Source organism: Microbacterium aquimaris (genome assembly GCF_039531285.1).
In the GTDB taxonomy this organism is placed as follows: Bacteria; Actinomycetota; Actinomycetes; order Actinomycetales; family Microbacteriaceae; genus Microbacterium; species Microbacterium aquimaris.
Map to the genome: position 1 here is coordinate 851,367 of NZ_BAAAPT010000001.1, position 14,907 is coordinate 866,273.

Here is a 14,907-nt window from a genome sequence, read left to right on the forward strand (position 1 = left end):
ACGAGGGTCAGGGGTGGCGGCCTCGGCTGCGCGCGACAGCGTCATCGACGCCGACGGTGCCGAGCCAGTTCGCCAGGAGCCGGTAGCCTCCCTCGGTCAGGACGCTCTCGGGGTGGAACTGCACACCCTCGATCGGCAGGCGGCGATGACGGATCCCCATGACGGTGCCCTCGACGGTCTCGCTTGTGACCACCAGATCCCCCGGCAGCGTCTCGGGGACGACCGCGAGCGAGTGGTATCGCGCCGCGGTGAACGGCGCGGGAAGCCCGTCGTAGAGCGTGGTGGCGTCGGCGGTGCGTCGCACCGGGGAGGTCATCCCGTGCATCAGTTCCGGGGCGTGGTCCACGCGCGCGCCGAACGCTTCGGCGATCGCCTGGTGACCGAGGCACACGCCCAGCACGGGGTGGCCCGTCACCGCGGCGGCCCGGACGACGTCGATCGATGCGCCGGCGCGTGAGGGAGCGCCCGGGCCGGGCGAGATGAGGGTGGCGGCGACGCCGTCCAGGAGGGGCTGGATGCGCTGGGGGTCCAGCTCATCGGCCTCGACGAGTCGGGTGTCGGTGCCGAGCTCGTGCAGGTAGCCGACGAGCGTGTGGACGAAGCTGTCGTGGTTGTCGACCACGAGGATCCGTCCGACCGGCCTCACTCGACGGTGACTTCCTGCGGATTCACGTACTCGCTGATCCACGGGAAGGCGTAGAAGAAGAGCCCGTACAGTACGGCGGCCACGAGCAGGAGCACCAGGAACAGGCGCACCCACCACGGTCCGGGCAGGGCTCGCCACAGTGCGGCGTACATCAGGCGGACACTCCTTCGGTGAGGGCTGCCGGGGCACCCGCCTCCCGGGGCGTGAACGACTCGAATACGCCGTAGGCGATGATCCGTTCCGCCAGGGAGTACATGGGGCTGCAGCTGGTCATGGTGATGAACTTGCCGTCCGCTTCGATCTCCGGCTGCTGCGGAACGGCGGCCAGCACGTCCACCTCGTTCGGCGTCACGTACTCGAGAGTGCGGAAGCGGTAGGTGTACCACCCCTCCTCGACCTCGACGACGATTGCGTCGCCCACCCGGAGGTCGGCGATCTGGTTGAACGGCTTGCCGTACGTCGTGCGATGCGCGGCGACGGCGAAATTGCCCGTCTCCCCCGGCATCGGTGAACCCGGGTAGTGTCCGATGCCGATCGGGTCGAGTGTGCCGGCGCGAGTGACCCCTCCCGCCATCGGTACCGCATAGTCCTCTCCGAACCGCGGCACGTGCATGACGCCGAACACCTCGGTGTCGGCGGGTTCGGCGAGGACGGGTATTTCGACGTCGTCGGCGGTCTCGTCCGGCGTCTCGGACGCCGACGGCTCGGGAATCACCGGTGGTGCCTGTTGCGCCCACTGCTCGGAGAGTTCGGTCCCCTCGGCGTTGCGCTGTGCGCCGTAGATGAAATCGCCGATCCACAGCTGCCAGGCGACGTAGAGCATGGCGATGACCCCGGCGGTGATCAAGAGTTCCCCGATGACACCCGTCACCGACGCACGGCGGCGTGGCCGGGCTGTCCGTCGACGACCGGAACGATCGCGCAACGCAGCGGCCGGCTGAGGTTCGACACTGGTCTGCTCGCCCACACGGCGAGTCTAATGACCACATGCTGTGGCACCGCTGGCAGTAGACTGTCGGCATGGCACGCCCCGGACGAGACGACGACGCGATGGCGGAACGCCCCGAAGGCGAACCGGCCCCGAACCCGGTGTGGTTCAAGCCGATCATGCTCGGCCTGATGCTGCTCGGACTGGTGTGGGTGCTGGTGTTCTATCTGAGCGCCACGCAGTTCCCGATCCCGGGTATCGGCGCCTGGAATCTCGTGATCGGCTTCGGCATCGCCTTCGTCGGCTTCCTCATGACCACGCGCTGGCGCTGACCGGCGTCTCCGGAGAGAACGACACCGTCCCTGATGGGGCGGTGTTTTTCGTTGTCCGCATGTGGATAATTACACCGGTGTGATTTCTCCCCACCTGTGGAAGAACCTGTGGATAACTCCCGCTCAAAAGTAGAGGAACGGCGGGATGAGCAGAAGCGCGAGCAGTCCGACCGCGACGGCGATCAGCAAGGCGATCTGGAGGATCCGCCGACGCGGTGACCGCGTCACCGAGAAGATGAATCCGACGAGAGCACCGACGACGAGTCCGCCCACGTGCGCCTGCCAGGAGACGTTGAAGCCTGGGATGAACCCGATGACGAGGTTGAGCCCGAGGATGATGGCGATCCCGGTGACATTCGCTCCGAGGTGTCGTCCGATGACGAGAAGGGCTCCGAACAGGCCGAAGATCGCACCCGAGGCCCCCACGACGGGCGTCGAGAAGGACAGGAGGGCGACGGCGACCGATCCCCCCAGTGTGCTGAGCACGTAGAGCGCGAGGAACCGCCACCGTCCGAGCAGCGGCTCGAGGCTGCGACCGATCAGCCACAGCGCCAGCATGTTCAATCCGATGTGCCAGAAGCTCGAGTGGACGAGGGCGACCGTGAGCACCGTCCACGGCTCGAACGCGACGGGAAGGACGGGGTACAGGCTGGGTGCCCAGAACAGCAACGTGCTCTGGACGACGTCACCGATACCCGGGATGAGGGTGATGAGGTAGGTGAGGGCGGTCAGCGCGATGATCGCGTAGGTCACCACGGGGCGGCCGCCGTAGGTGGCGACCGCCCGTGGCCGTGACCAACGCCTCTCCGCCTTGCGCTGGGCGGTGGTGCGGTTCTTGCGTTGCTCGGCCATGCATTCCGGACAGATCACACCGACGGCACCCTGGGTCTGACACTCCGGACAGATCGTCCGCAGGCAGCGCTGACAGAGCACGAAGCTCTGCCGCTCCGGGTGTCGGTAGCAGTAGTTGTCGGTGTTCTTCTGGAAGTCGGCCGAGGTCATGGAAGGGCGTGGTCGAGGCGTCAGACCGCGACGATGTCGACCGACTCGAGCACGACCGGCTCGATCGGACGGTCACCGGCGGCGGTGGGAACCTTGCTGATCGCGTCGACGACCTTCTTGGAGTCTTCGTCGGCGACCTCGCCGAAGATGGTGTGCTTTCCCTGGAGCCACGGCGTGGGGTCCGTGGTGATGAAGAACTGCGAACCGTTCGTGCCCTCCGGCTTGCCGGTGATCGCGTTGCGGCGCAGGCCGGCGTTGGCCATCGCGAGCTTGTAGGGGTCGTTGAAGTTGAGCTCGCCGTTGATCTCGTCGTCGAAGGTGTAGCCCGGTCCGCCGACGCCCTGCCCGAGCGGGTCGCCGCCCTGGATCATGAAGCCGGGGATGATGCGATGGAAGACGACATCCTTGTAGAGCGGGCCCTCACCGGGCTGTCCGGTGGCCGGGTGGGTCCATGAACCCGTCCCGTCGGCGAGTCCCGTGAAGTTCTTCACGGTGCGGGGGGCGTGGTCCCCGAAGAGATTGACGACGATGTCGCCGTGGTTGGTGTGGATTGTGGCGACCGCGGTGTGCTGAGGCATGTGTATATTCTCGCAGAGTTGCGTGCAAGCCCTCCGTCTGGAGGATGCGTCTGGCAAGATGGGGACAGACCGACAGTCCCGGATTTAGGGAGGGCCCCCGTGAGCCTGAGCCGCAAGCGCAAGAAGGAACTCCGCAAGCTCCAGCAGCAGGCGAACAAGCTGTGGGATTCGCAGCAGGTACTGGTTGACGAGGCCGCAGGTATGGCGCGCGAGGCCAGCCGCCAGCTCGGCAACTACAACCGCGAGCAGATCGTTCCTCAGGTGCAGCAGGCCTACGGAAAGTACGCCGCACCGTACGTCGACAAGAGTGTCGCGTATTCGAAGAACGTCCTCAGCGACAGGGTCGTTCCGGCCACCGGTGCCCTCGTGGGATCCGCACTGTCGGTGTGGGATGCCGCGAACGACACCCGCGATCGCCTCAAGGCCGGCAAGGGTCTGGGCGAGCTGGACTCGAAGAAGTACGCCAAGAAGGCCGACAAGTACGGCAAGGACGTGCAGAAGAAGCTCGCCAAGAAGCTGGCCGCTCTCGAGCCCGAGCCCAAGGGCATCGGAGCCGGAGGTGTGATCGCCATCATCCTCGGCGTGGCCGCTGCTGCCGGTGTGCTCTACGCAGCCTGGCAGACGCTGCGCGCGGACGACGAGCTGTGGGTTGCCGACGACCCGCTGCGCGCGCCCGACGCGTGAGCGACGCTCCGTCTTCACCACGTCGAGCCCGTGACGCCGCCCAGGCGCGCGGGCTCGACGTGTCTTTCCGGGAACGCCCGGCCGCCAAGAGTCTTCCCGAAGCGGCGGAGGCGCTCGGCATCCCACCCCGGAGCATCGTCAAGACGCTCGTGGTCAAGCGATCCGACGACAGTTGCCTCTTCGCGTTGGTGCCGGGCGACCGTGCGATCTCATGGCCGAAGCTGCGCGCCCTGGTCGGCGTGAATCGCCTTCAGCTCGCGCCGCCGGATCTTGCACACGCCGCCACCGGATACGAGCGGGGCACCATCGTTCCCGTGGGGAGCACCAACGATCTTCCGATCTTTGCCGACGAATCCATCGTGGGCGAGCGGATCGCGATGGGGGCCGGCGCGCACCGGTACAGCATGTTCGTCGACGCGGACGCGATCATCGCGTCCTACGGCGCCGTCGTCGCCGACATCACCAAGCCTCTCGACGCCGACTGATCACAGATCGCCTGACATCCGCAACGCGATGTCGACGAGCTTGACCCGCTGCAGGCCGCGGACGGTGTCGAGCGGGAACCACCCCGCCCGATCGGTCGACCCGTCGACCTCGTTGCGCAGCTTTCCGCCGGTGATGTGCGCGCGGTAGACGATCCGCAGCGCGTGCAGCGGACCCTCCGCGTCATCGGAGAGACGCCGACCCTCGGGGATGACGCGTGAATGGATCCCGAGGAGCTCGTCGATCTCGACGCGGTAGCCGGTCTCCTCCCGCACCTCTCGGCGGGCCGCCTTCTCGGGGTCCTCCCCCGGTTCAAGGCCGCCGCCGGGCATGGTCCACGCGGCACGCCGACCCTCGATCCAATGGGCCAGGAGCAGGCGGCGGTCCTCGTCCACGACCACGGCGTAGGCAGCGACCCGCATGTCCATTCGGACAGACTATCCGGCGGTGAATGACGGAGCCCCGGTCGGGCCGGGGCTGTCGAGGCGTGGAGCCGAGGAGATTCGAACTCCTCACATCCGCTGACCGCTCACGACGGCCTCGCCCACCTCAATCTCGCCGAGCCACAATCGTGTACGTGCACGGAATGAGGTTGCGCTCGGCTTCTGGCCAGGAGAAACCGCGCGACACCTCGACCATGCGAGAGCTGAACCGCCACGGAATCGTCTTTCCTTCATCGAAGTGAAGAATCCGCAAACCGGCCCGGAGGAGCGCGCCGAAGATCTCGGACAGCGGGTGCGGCCACTCGTACGTGCGCGTGTTCGCGAGAGTACCCTCGCCGGCGTAGCTTGACTCCTGATCCCACTGCAACGCTCGCCTGTCTCCGAAGTACGCATACCGCGTCGTCAGCGTCTCAGAGAACTCATCGAGCGCGAACAGCGCGGGGTGCCCGTCGCGAATGTAGAACGTGCCCCCGGGCCGCAGGAGCTCGACGATCTGCGTCGCCCAACGATCCAGGTCATGCAACCAACCGATCGTACCGATGCTCGTGTACACCACGTCGAACTCGCCTGTCACGGCTGAGCGAGCGTCGAGCACGTCGGACTCGACCCAGGTTGCATCCACGCCGTACCTCTCGGCCAACGTCCTCGCGGCGCGAAGTGCGGGGGCCGAGAAGTCGACGCCGGTCACGCGGGCGCCTGCGCGCGCGAGGGATAGCGTGTCAGTCCCGATGTGACATTGGAGATGGCAGAGATCGAGTCCCCGAAGCCGCTGCGCAGGCAAAAACGACGAGAGTGCAACGAGGTCGTCCTCGACGACGTCGCTCAAGTACTCAGGGTCGTCGAACTTGTGAAGCTCGTACCCCTCGACATGCATGGGTACACGCTCGTCCCAGTTCCTGAGGTTGGTCTCCCGCGCTGAATGCCAGTCGATCTCGACCCTGTTCGCGTCCACGAAGGAACCATAGCGGGCCTCGCCACGGGATGGGGACGCGGTGCTCAGCAACGACGGTGCGATGAGCCATGAATTCGCGGATCACGCGCATCTGAACCGAAGCGTGACAGGCGAAGAAACTGTGGAGCCTAGGAGATTCGAACTCCTGACATCCTGCTTGCAAAGCAGGCGCTCTACCAACTGAGCTAAGGCCCCGGGGCTGTGAGTGGGGCTACCAGGACTTGAACCTGGGACCTCTTCATTATCAGTGAAGCGCTCTAACCGCCTGAGCTATAGCCCCTTGTGGAGTGACAGCCGGAGCCGTCAACCTCCAAGACTTTACCCGATGTGCGCGGCATTCACGAAATCGGGTCGGCAGCGCTCAGTTGGAGGTGAATCCGACCAGCAGTCCACCGGTGACCTTCACCGCGAGGTTGTAGACGCCGGCGACGACGGCGCCCATCACGGTGATGACCACGAGGTTCAAAATCGCCACGACGGACGAATACGCCAGCACCTGCGGGAACCCCACGAACGCGGTGATGGAGATGCCGCCGTCCGAGAAGCTCGTGAAGAACTCGTCCACCTGACTGATGATCCCGGTCGTCGACACGATGGCGTAGACCAGGAGGTACGACACCACCGTGGCGATCGCGACGGCGACCGCCGCGAGGAAGGACAGCTTCACCGCGGACCAGAAGTCCACGTACACCAGGCGCAGGCGCACCTGCTTCGTGCTGGCCTTGGAACTGGATTTCTTCGCGAGCTTGTCGGCTACCGTGCTCATGCGTCCATACTCTTCTCAGTCGAGGGGGAATCGTCCGAGGGTGCAGACGGACTCTCTTCCTCGGCGGCTTCTTCGGCCAGCCCCCGCTCGGTGTTGCGAGCGATCGCGAGGATCTTGTCGTCGTCTCCCAGACGAGCGAAAACCACACCCATGGTGTCGCGACCCTTGGCGGGGACCTCGGCCACGGCAGAGCGTACCACCTTGCCGCTGGCAAGGACCACCAAGACCTCGTCGTCGCTGTGCACGAGCAGACCGCCGGCGAGAACCCCCCGGTCATCGTGGAGTTTGGCCACCTTGATGCCGAGGCCGCCGCGACTCTGGGTGCGGTACTGCGCCACCTCGGTGCGCTTGGCGTAGCCGCCGTCGGTCACGACGAACACGAACTCGTCGTCCTTGGCCACCGAGGCCGACAGCAGGCTGTCGTCATCGCGGAAGGTCATGCCCTTCACGCCCTCCGTCGCGCGCCCCATCGGACGCAGCGCCTCGTCGGTCGCGGTGAAACGCAGTGACATGCCGTTGCGGCTGATGAGGAGGATGTCCTCGTCGGCATCCACGAGAAGCGCACTGACCAGCTCGTCCTCGTCGCGCAGACGGATCGCGATGACACCGCCCTGACGGTTGGTGTCGTAGTCGGTCAGGCGGGTCTTCTTGACCAGCCCGCTGCGGGTGGCGAGCACGAGGTAGTCGGCCACGTTGTAGTCGCGGATGTCGCGGATCTGCGCGATCTCCTCGTCCGGCTGGAGCGCGAGCAGGTTGGCGACGTGCTGTCCCTTCGCGTCACGACCTCCCTCGGGCACTTCGTACGCCTTCGCGCGATAGACCCGGCCCTTGGTGGTGAAAAACAGCAGCCAGTGGTGGGTGGTCGTGACGAAGAAGTGCTCGACGACATCGTCGGCGCGCAGTTGTGCGCCGCGGACGCCACGGCCGCCACGGTGCTGCGAGCGATAGTTGTCGCTGCGTGTGCGCTTGATGTAGCCGGCGCGCGTGACGGTGACGACCATCTCCTCTTCGGGGATCAGGTCTTCGACCGACATGTCGCCGTCGAACCCGGGGAGGATGTGGGTGCGACGGTCGTCACCGAACTTGTCCACGATCGCGCGCAGTTCGTCGCGGACGATGGCGCGCTGGCGGGTCTGGTCGCCGAGGATGTCGTGGTAATCGGCGATCTGCGCCTCGAGCTCGGTGGCCTCGTCGATGATCTTCTGTCGTTCCATGGCGGCCAGACGACGCAGCTGCATCGCCAGGATCGCGTCGGCCTGTACGTCGTCGATCTCGAGGAGGGTCTTCAGTCCGTCCCGCGCGTCATCGACGGTGGGCGAGCGGCGGATGAGGGCGATGACCTCGTCGAGGGCGTCGAGAGCCTTCAAGTATCCGCGCAGGATGTGCATGCGCTCTTCGGCCTTGCGCAGGCGGTAGCGGGTGCGGCGCACGATCACATCGATCTGGTGGTCGATCCAGTGGCTGATGAACCCGTCCAGCGCCAGCGTGCGCGGCACACCGTCGACGATCGCGAGCATGTTCGCGCCGAAGTTCTCCTGCAGCTGGGTGTGCTTGTACAGGTTGTTCAGCACGACCTTGGCGACCGCGTCGCGCTTGAGCACGATCACCAGTCGCTGCCCGGTCCGGTCGCTGGTCTCGTCGCGGATGTCGGCGATGCCGGTGATCTTCCCGTCACGGGCCAGGTCACCGATCTTCACCGCGAGGTTGTCGGGGTTGACCTGGTACGGCAGTTCGGTGATCACCAGGCAGGTGCGGCCCTGGATCTCCTCGATCGCGACGACGGCGCGCATGGTGATCGAGCCGCGTCCGGTCCGATACGCCTCGCGGATGCCGCGGGTGCCGAGGATCTGCGCGCCGGTGGGGAAGTCCGGACCGGGGATGCGCTCGATGAGCGCTTCGAGCAGCTCGTCCCGCGGCGCATCCGGGTTGTCCAGGGCCCACAGGGCACCGTTGGCCACCTCGCGGAGGTTGTGCGGCGGGATGTTCGTGGCCATACCGACGGCGATGCCGACCGATCCGTTGACCAGAAGGTTCGGGAACCGCGACGGCAGCACGGCGGGCTCCTGGGTCTGCCCGTCGTAGTTGTCCTGGAAGTCGACCGTCTCCTCTTCGATGTCGCGCACCATCTCGAGGGCGATGGTCGCCATCTTCGTCTCGGTGTATCGCGGCGCCGCGGCCCCCATGTTTCCCGGTGAGCCGAAGTTGCCCTGCCCTTGGGCGAGCGGGTATCGCATCGACCACGGCTGCACCAGACGCACCAACGCGTCATAGATCGCGCTGTCGCCGTGCGGGTGGTACTGACCCATGACTTCGCCGACGACGCGCGCGCACTTGGAGAACGACTTGTCGGGACGAAAGCCGCCGTCGTACATGCCGTAGATCACACGACGGTGCACCGGCTTCAAGCCGTCGCGCACGTCGGGAAGCGCACGGCCGACGATGACCGCCATCGCGTAGTCGAGGTAGCTGCGCTGCATCTCCAGCTGCAGATCGACCTGGTCGATCCGGCCGTGATCGTGCTCGGGAGTGGGGCGTTCTTCGTCAGCCATGTGGTTTCTCCGTGTCCGTGCGTTTCGTCTCTTCGCTTCGCACTCCGCTCAGCTCCCGGAAGGAAGCCCCCTGCGAAGGCTTGGTCGTTGAGCGAGCGAAGCGAGACGAAACGCCCACGACCTGTTGTTCAGATGTCGAGGAACCTGACGTCTTTGGCATTGCGCTGGATGAACCCGCGGCGCGATTCGACGTCTTCTCCCATGAGCACGGAGAAGATCTCGTCGGCCGCGGCGGCGTCGTCGATCGTCACCTGCTTCAGGGTGCGGGTCGTGACATCCATCGTCGTCTCCCACAGTTCCTTGGCGTTCATCTCACCGAGACCCTTGTAGCGCTGCACCCCGCTGTCTTTCGGGATCCGCTTCCCGCCGGCGACGCCGTCGGCCAGCAGCGCATCGCGCTCCCGGTCGCTGAAGACGTACTCGTGGGGCGCATTCGACCACTTCAGGCGGTACAGCGGCGGCTGCGCCAGGTAGACGAAGCCGGCCTCGATGAGGCCGCGCATGTAGCGGAACAGCAGCGTCAGGAGCAGGGTCGTGATGTGCTGGCCGTCGACATCGGCATCGGCCATCAACACGATCTTGTGGTACCGCGCCTTGGTGATGTCGAAGTCCTCACCGATACCCGAACCGAAGGCCTGGATCATCGCCTGGACTTCCTTGTTCGACAGCGCCTTGTCCAGACGAGCGCGCTCGACGTTGAGGATCTTGCCGCGCAACGCCAGGATCGCCTGGGTGTGCGGGTCGCGTCCCTGCACCGCCGAACCGCCGGCGGAGTCCCCCTCGACGAGGAAGATCTCGCTGATCGACGGGTCCTTACTCGTGCAGTCCTTGAGCTTGTCCGGCATCGCGGCGGACTCGAAGACGCTCTTGCGTCGTGCGGTCTCGCGGGCCTTCCTCGCGGCCATGCGGGCGCTGGCGGCGTCGATCGCCTTCCGGATGATGTTCTTGGCCTGCTGCGGGTTGCGGTCGAACCAGTCGCCGAGCTGGTCGCCGACCACCTTCTGCACGAACGCACGGGCTTCGGTGTTGCCGAGCTTCGTCTTGGTCTGGCCCTCGAACTGCGGCTCCGACAGCTTCACGGAGATGACCGCGGTCAGTCCCTCGCGGATGTCCTCGCCGGTGAGGTTGTCGTCCTTTTCCTTGAGGAGATTCTGCGCGCGTGCGTACCGGTTGACCAACGCGGTCAGAGCCGACCGGAAGCCCTCTTCGTGGGTTCCGCCCTCGTGCGTGTTGATCGTGTTGGCGAAGGTGAAGACGTTCTCGCTGTAGCTCGTCGTCCACTGCATGGCCATCTCCATGGCGATGCTGCGATCGGTGTCCTCGGACTCGACCTCGATGATCTCGTCGTTGACCACCTCGGCGTGGCGCACTTTGTTGAGGTACTCGACGTAGTCGACCAGGCCGCGCTCGTAGAAGAAGCTGTCGTGACGGGCGTCGGGCGTCTCGGTGCCGTTGCTCGGCTCGACGTCTTCGACGTACGCCTGCGGACGCTCGTCGCGGAGGTCGATCCGCAGCCCCTTGTTCAAGAACGCCATCTGCTGGAAGCGCGTGCGCAACGTGTCGTAGTCGAACTCGACCGTGTCGAAGATCTCCGGGTCCGGCCAGAACGTGATGGTCGTTCCGGTCAGCTCGCTGTCCTCACCCTTCGCCAGCGGGGCGACCGCGTGACCACCGTCCCGGTAGGACTGCCGCCAGACCGACCCCTGTCGGTGCACCTCGACCTCGAGGCGGTTCGACAGGGCGTTGACCACCGAAGAACCGACGCCGTGCAGGCCTCCTGAGACGGCGTACCCGCCGCCGCCGAACTTGCCGCCCGCGTGCAACACCGTGAGGACGACCTCGACGGTCGACTTTCCTTCGGTGCGGTGCATGTCGACCGGGATGCCTCGACCGTTGTCGACCACGCGGACCGCGCCGTCTTCGAGGATCGTCACCTGGATGGTGTCGCAGTATCCGGCGAGGGCTTCATCGACGGAGTTGTCGACGATCTCGTACACCAGGTGGTGCAGACCGCGCTCCCCCGTCGAACCGATGTACATGCCGGGACGCTTGCGCACCGCCTCCAGGCCTTCGAGCACCTGGATGGCGTCCGCCCCGTATTCGTTGGGTTTCCCGGTGGGGGTCGTCGCGGCGTCTTCCGCCGGTTCCTCGGGAACGCTGTCGGGGTTCTGGGACGTCATGGGTGAGGGCGCTCCACATCTGTCGGCCGGATCCTTCCCACTCTATCAACTCCGGCCCCCTCAGACCGCTTCTGCGGCCCTGTGGCGCGATGAAATCGTGGCCGACATTGCGGGACGTGGCTTATCCGTAGGTATCGCGAGGGCCGCGGCCTGGAACGGCTCTGGTGCCCCATTTCCAAGAGGGGACGTCGGGGCCGATGAATCGCACCGCCACGACGCCGGCCTCGGGGTATCGGCGGACGATCTCGGTGAGGATCTGCGAACGCATGAGTTGGAGCTGCTTGGCCCAGGCCGTCGAATCGGCCTGGATCGTGAGGGTCCCCTCGTGGAACGACACCGGGCGGGTGCGCTCGGCGGTGTCGGCCCCGGCCACTTCCGCCCAGGTCCGGACGACGTCTTCGCGGGCGAGTTGACCCTCCCACCCGGCCTGTCTGGTCAGCTCCGTCAACACGTCTCCCACACCCCGCGGATCGCGACCGGCGGTGAAGGGCTGGTTCTCGTCGTCCGTCCGCACGCGTCGACGACGACGCCACGATTTCGAGGAGGGCTTCAGCCCGCGCAACCGAAGGTAGGTCGCAACGGTCTCGGGAACCTGCTCGGGGGTGTCATCCATCATTCGCCTCCGGGGCCTCGGGGAGGATGCGCCCCGAATCGACCCGCACCACCTGGGTGCGCAGGGGTGCCGGCACGTCCTGCTCGACGGCGGCGGTGACCACCACCTGCTCGTACCCCTGAGCGACATCGGCCAGCCGCACGCGCCGGTCCGTGTCGAGTTCGGCGAAGACGTCGTCGAGGATGAGGACCGGGTCGCCCAGCAACGACTCGGCGCGCAGCAGCTCGGCGGAAGCAAGGCGCAACGACAGAGCGACCGACCAGGACTCGCCGTGGGAGGCGTAGCCCTTCACCGGCAGTCCCCGCACCTTCAGTACGAGGTCGTCGCGATGCGGTCCCACCAGGGTCACCCCGCGCTCGAGCTCGGATGCCCGCCGAGCGGCCAGCGCCGCCCGGAACTGATCGTGGATCGGAGTGGCCGACCTCTCTCCTTCCGCGCCCGCGTCGTCCTCTTCCGGATCAGCGCCGGCCACCGACATCGCCCAGTGCAGACCGGGCTGGTGATCGGCTCCGGCGATGGCCGTGTAGGCGTCGGTGAGCGGCTGGGTGAGATCATCCGCGAGACGCAGCCGTGCCTCGATGACCTGGGAACCGAGTGTGACGAGTTTGTCGTCCCATACATCCAGCGTGGACAGTCCGTCGCCTCTCACCCCTCGCGCACGTGCCGACTTCAGCAGCGCATTGCGCTGTTTGAGCACCCGGTCGTAGTCCTGCAGGACCGACGCCATCCGCGGGGCGCGCTGGATCAGCAGCTGGTCGGAGAAACGGCGACGTGCAGACGGATCCCCCCGCACGATCTGGAGGTCTTCCGGAGCGAACAGCACCACCTGCGCGTAGCGCGGCAGCTCCGCCGTCTTGACGGGGGCACCGTTGACACGGGCTTTGTTCGACCCCTGCTTGTTGAGCTGGATCTCGAGGGTGACGCGACGCTCGCCGTGCCCCAGTCGGGTCCGGATGAACGCGGCATCTTTTCCTTCGCGGACCATCGGGGCATCCTGAGAAACCCGATGCGAGCCGAGGGTGGCGAAATAGGCGATCGCCTCGGCCAGATTCGTCTTCCCCTGCCCGTTCCGGCCCACGAACACGTTCGGTCCGGGGTGCAACGACACGTCGGCAGCCGCATAGTTGCGGAAGTCGACGAGTGAGAGCTGCTCCACGATCACCGGAACAGCCTAATGATCGCCTCGGACGTCACCGATTGATCGCTCCTGGATGTCGTGGCGCCGCGCCGCTCGGACTCAGCGCAACAGCAGATTGGGCTGGAGCAGGTACTTGAACGAGTCTTCGCCGCCCTTGTCGACCGACGTCTGCGGGGTGATCAGGACCGGGCTGAGCTTGTTGGCGTTCTCGCTGGAGGTGAAGGTCACTCGCGCGAACTCGCTGCGCACCGCACCGAGCGACTCCAGAAGGTACTGCGGGTTCAGGCCCAGGGTCACATCGTCACCGCCGGAGAGGGTGGAATCCACCGATTCCGTCGCCCGCGCCTGCTCGGTGCCCGAAGCATCCATCGACACGGTCTCCGCCGTGAAGGTGAACCGCAACGGCGCCGACCGGTCGAGTACGAGGGCCACACGGCGGACGGCTTCGGCGAGGTCGGCGGTGTTCACGACGGCGTGGTGGTCGTTCTGCTCGGGGAACAGACGCCGCACGGGTGGGAAGTTCCCCTTGATCAGCAGCGACGTGACCGTCTTGTTGCCCGCGGTGAACGCGATGATCTCGCGGTCGCCGCTGCCGGAGAACGCGATGGAGATGTCACCCGAGTGCGCGAAGGTCTTGCCGACCTCGGTCAGCGTTCGTGCCGGAACCAGCGCGGTCGTCGATTCGTCGGATGCACCGGAACCGCCGTCCCAGGGGATCTCGCGCAACGCGACGCGGTAGCGGTCGGTGGCGACCAGACTGAGACGGTTGCCGTTGACCTCGAGCTGGACGCCGGTGAGGACGGGGGTGACGTCATCTCGCGAGGCCGCGAACGCCACCTGGGCGATGGCCGTGGCGAAGTCCTCACCGGGCACGAGACCGGACTCACCCGAGACCTCGGGGATCGCGGGATACTCCTCGACGGGCATCGACGAGAGGGTGAAGCGTGCCGAGCCGCATGTCAGGACGACACCGTCCTCGGGGTCTTTGGTGATCTGGATCGGCGCGTTGGGGAGCCGGCTGGCGATGTCCGACAGCAGCCGGCCGTGGACGAGGATCGTCCCCGGCTCGTCGACCGTCGCATCGATCGTGGTCCGAGCGGATGCTTCGTAGTCGAATGCCGACAGCGACAAGCCGGTCTCAGAAGCTTCGATGAGCACGCCCGCGAGGATCGGTTGCGGGTTGCGCTGCGGAAGGAGCTTTACGACGAATGAGACGGCTTCGCTGAAGACATCGCGATTGACCTGGAATCTCACGTACGCTCCCTCGACTTCGGGCATGGGGTTACTCATGCTACTGCCCTGTCCGGCCCATGCTAGTGCCGGACCGGCTCGGAGAGGCATCCGGGTTCGTTCACCGACCGGCTGGGGTCTTCCCACAGGCAAGGTCATCGAATCGACCTCTGCTTAAGTTCTTGTTCTTCATCTTGTTAACAACTGTGGAAACTGTGGATAACTCGGTGGATCCCAGTGCGTTCTAGGGAACTACAGACGTGTGAGATGTGGAAGCGATGCGGAATCATGCGGAATTCCGTTCCCAGGCGACGAACACGTTCATGTCGTCTTCCACAGGCGGATGCCGTTTCGTTCACATGTCGAGGCGATGCATCCCCAGT

At 65.9% G+C, this 14,907-nt stretch carries 16 protein-coding genes and 2 tRNA genes; 3 read left to right on the top strand and 15 right to left on the bottom strand.

What is annotated here, in order from left to right:
• Window positions 1-7: 7 nt before the first annotated feature.
• Genes ABD204_RS03965 through ABD204_RS03975 form a run of 3 tightly spaced genes read right to left on the bottom strand, consistent with a single transcriptional unit; the run spans window position 8 to window position 1,613 of the window.
• Window positions 8-622, bottom strand: coding sequence for an anthranilate synthase component II (locus ABD204_RS03965; RefSeq protein ID WP_194423377.1), 615 nt, complete (start codon window positions 620-622; stop codon window positions 8-10).
• Window positions 623-642: 20 nt separating this feature from the next.
• Window positions 643-798: a hypothetical protein gene (locus ABD204_RS03970; RefSeq protein WP_194423378.1), complete on the bottom strand. Its 156-nt coding sequence runs from the start codon at window positions 796-798 to the stop codon at window positions 643-645.
• A complete protein-coding gene (locus ABD204_RS03975) occupies window positions 798-1,613 on the bottom strand; it encodes a class E sortase (protein ID WP_322597502.1) in 816 nt (271 codons plus the stop codon). The genes ABD204_RS03970 and ABD204_RS03975 overlap by 1 nt, the downstream gene beginning before the upstream one ends.
• A 53-nt stretch (window positions 1,614-1,666) precedes the next feature.
• Between ABD204_RS03975 and ABD204_RS03980 the strand changes: the two genes are divergently transcribed.
• Window positions 1,667-1,906: a cell division protein CrgA gene (locus ABD204_RS03980; protein WP_194423379.1), complete on the top strand. Its 240-nt coding sequence runs from the start codon at window positions 1,667-1,669 to the stop codon at window positions 1,904-1,906.
• Window positions 1,907-2,029: 123 nt separating this feature from the next.
• On the opposite strand, the gene ABD204_RS03985 is transcribed toward ABD204_RS03980, so the two are convergent.
• Both ABD204_RS03985 and ABD204_RS03990 read right to left on the bottom strand, forming a co-directional pair.
• Window positions 2,030-2,908, bottom strand: coding sequence for a rhomboid family intramembrane serine protease (locus ABD204_RS03985; protein WP_194423380.1), 879 nt, complete (start codon window positions 2,906-2,908; stop codon window positions 2,030-2,032).
• 20 nt (window positions 2,909-2,928) lie between these two features.
• Window positions 2,929-3,486 (bottom strand): peptidylprolyl isomerase, encoded by a 558-nt coding sequence (locus tag ABD204_RS03990; protein ID WP_194423381.1) that lies wholly within the window; start codon window positions 3,484-3,486, stop codon window positions 2,929-2,931.
• 99 nt (window positions 3,487-3,585) lie between these two features.
• On the opposite strand from ABD204_RS03990, the gene ABD204_RS03995 reads away from it, so the two are divergent.
• Window positions 3,586-4,170, top strand: a complete 585-nt coding sequence (locus tag ABD204_RS03995) for a DNA helicase (RefSeq protein WP_194423382.1) — start codon at window positions 3,586-3,588, stop codon at window positions 4,168-4,170.
• Between the two features lie 59 nt (window positions 4,171-4,229).
• A complete protein-coding gene (locus ABD204_RS04000; protein ID WP_194423383.1) occupies window positions 4,230-4,655 on the top strand; it encodes an aminoacyl-tRNA deacylase in 426 nt (141 codons plus the stop codon).
• On the opposite strand, the gene ABD204_RS04005 is transcribed toward ABD204_RS04000, so the two are convergent.
• The 10 genes from ABD204_RS04005 to dnaN all read right to left on the bottom strand — a co-directional run bounded on the left by ABD204_RS04005 (window position 4,656) and on the right by dnaN (window position 14,548).
• On the bottom strand, window positions 4,656-5,081 hold the full coding sequence (locus ABD204_RS04005) for an NUDIX hydrolase (RefSeq protein WP_194423384.1): 426 nt from the start codon (window positions 5,079-5,081) through the stop codon (window positions 4,656-4,658).
• Between the two features lie 121 nt (window positions 5,082-5,202).
• Window positions 5,203-6,048, bottom strand: coding sequence for a class I SAM-dependent methyltransferase (locus tag ABD204_RS04010; protein WP_194423385.1), 846 nt, complete (start codon window positions 6,046-6,048; stop codon window positions 5,203-5,205).
• Between the two features lie 122 nt (window positions 6,049-6,170).
• Window positions 6,171-6,243, bottom strand: a tRNA-Ala gene (locus tag ABD204_RS04015).
• Window positions 6,244-6,254: 11 nt separating this feature from the next.
• Window positions 6,255-6,328: transfer RNA gene (locus ABD204_RS04020), tRNA-Ile, on the bottom strand.
• A gap of 81 nt (window positions 6,329-6,409) precedes the next feature.
• A complete protein-coding gene (locus tag ABD204_RS04025; RefSeq protein ID WP_194423386.1) occupies window positions 6,410-6,814 on the bottom strand; it encodes a DUF3566 domain-containing protein in 405 nt (134 codons plus the stop codon).
• Window positions 6,811-9,363 (bottom strand): DNA gyrase subunit A, encoded by a 2,553-nt coding sequence (gene gyrA / locus ABD204_RS04030; protein WP_194423387.1) that lies wholly within the window; start codon window positions 9,361-9,363, stop codon window positions 6,811-6,813. The genes ABD204_RS04025 and gyrA overlap by 4 nt, the downstream gene beginning before the upstream one ends.
• A gap of 128 nt (window positions 9,364-9,491) precedes the next feature.
• Window positions 9,492-11,543 carry a DNA topoisomerase (ATP-hydrolyzing) subunit B gene (gene gyrB, locus ABD204_RS04035; RefSeq protein WP_194423388.1) on the bottom strand — a complete coding sequence of 684 codons (2,052 nt, stop codon included), beginning with the start codon at window positions 11,541-11,543 and terminating at the stop codon, window positions 9,492-9,494.
• A 121-nt stretch (window positions 11,544-11,664) separates the two neighbouring features.
• On the bottom strand, window positions 11,665-12,159 hold the full coding sequence (locus ABD204_RS04040; protein ID WP_194423389.1) for a DciA family protein: 495 nt from the start codon (window positions 12,157-12,159) through the stop codon (window positions 11,665-11,667).
• On the bottom strand, window positions 12,149-13,318 hold the full coding sequence (gene recF, locus ABD204_RS04045; RefSeq protein WP_194423390.1) for a DNA replication/repair protein RecF: 1,170 nt from the start codon (window positions 13,316-13,318) through the stop codon (window positions 12,149-12,151). Before recF ends, ABD204_RS04040 begins: the two co-directional genes overlap by 11 nt.
• Window positions 13,319-13,393: 75 nt before the next feature.
• A complete protein-coding gene (gene dnaN / locus ABD204_RS04050) occupies window positions 13,394-14,548 on the bottom strand; it encodes a DNA polymerase III subunit beta (RefSeq protein ID WP_194424227.1) in 1,155 nt (384 codons plus the stop codon).
• Window positions 14,549-14,907 lie beyond the last annotated feature (359 nt).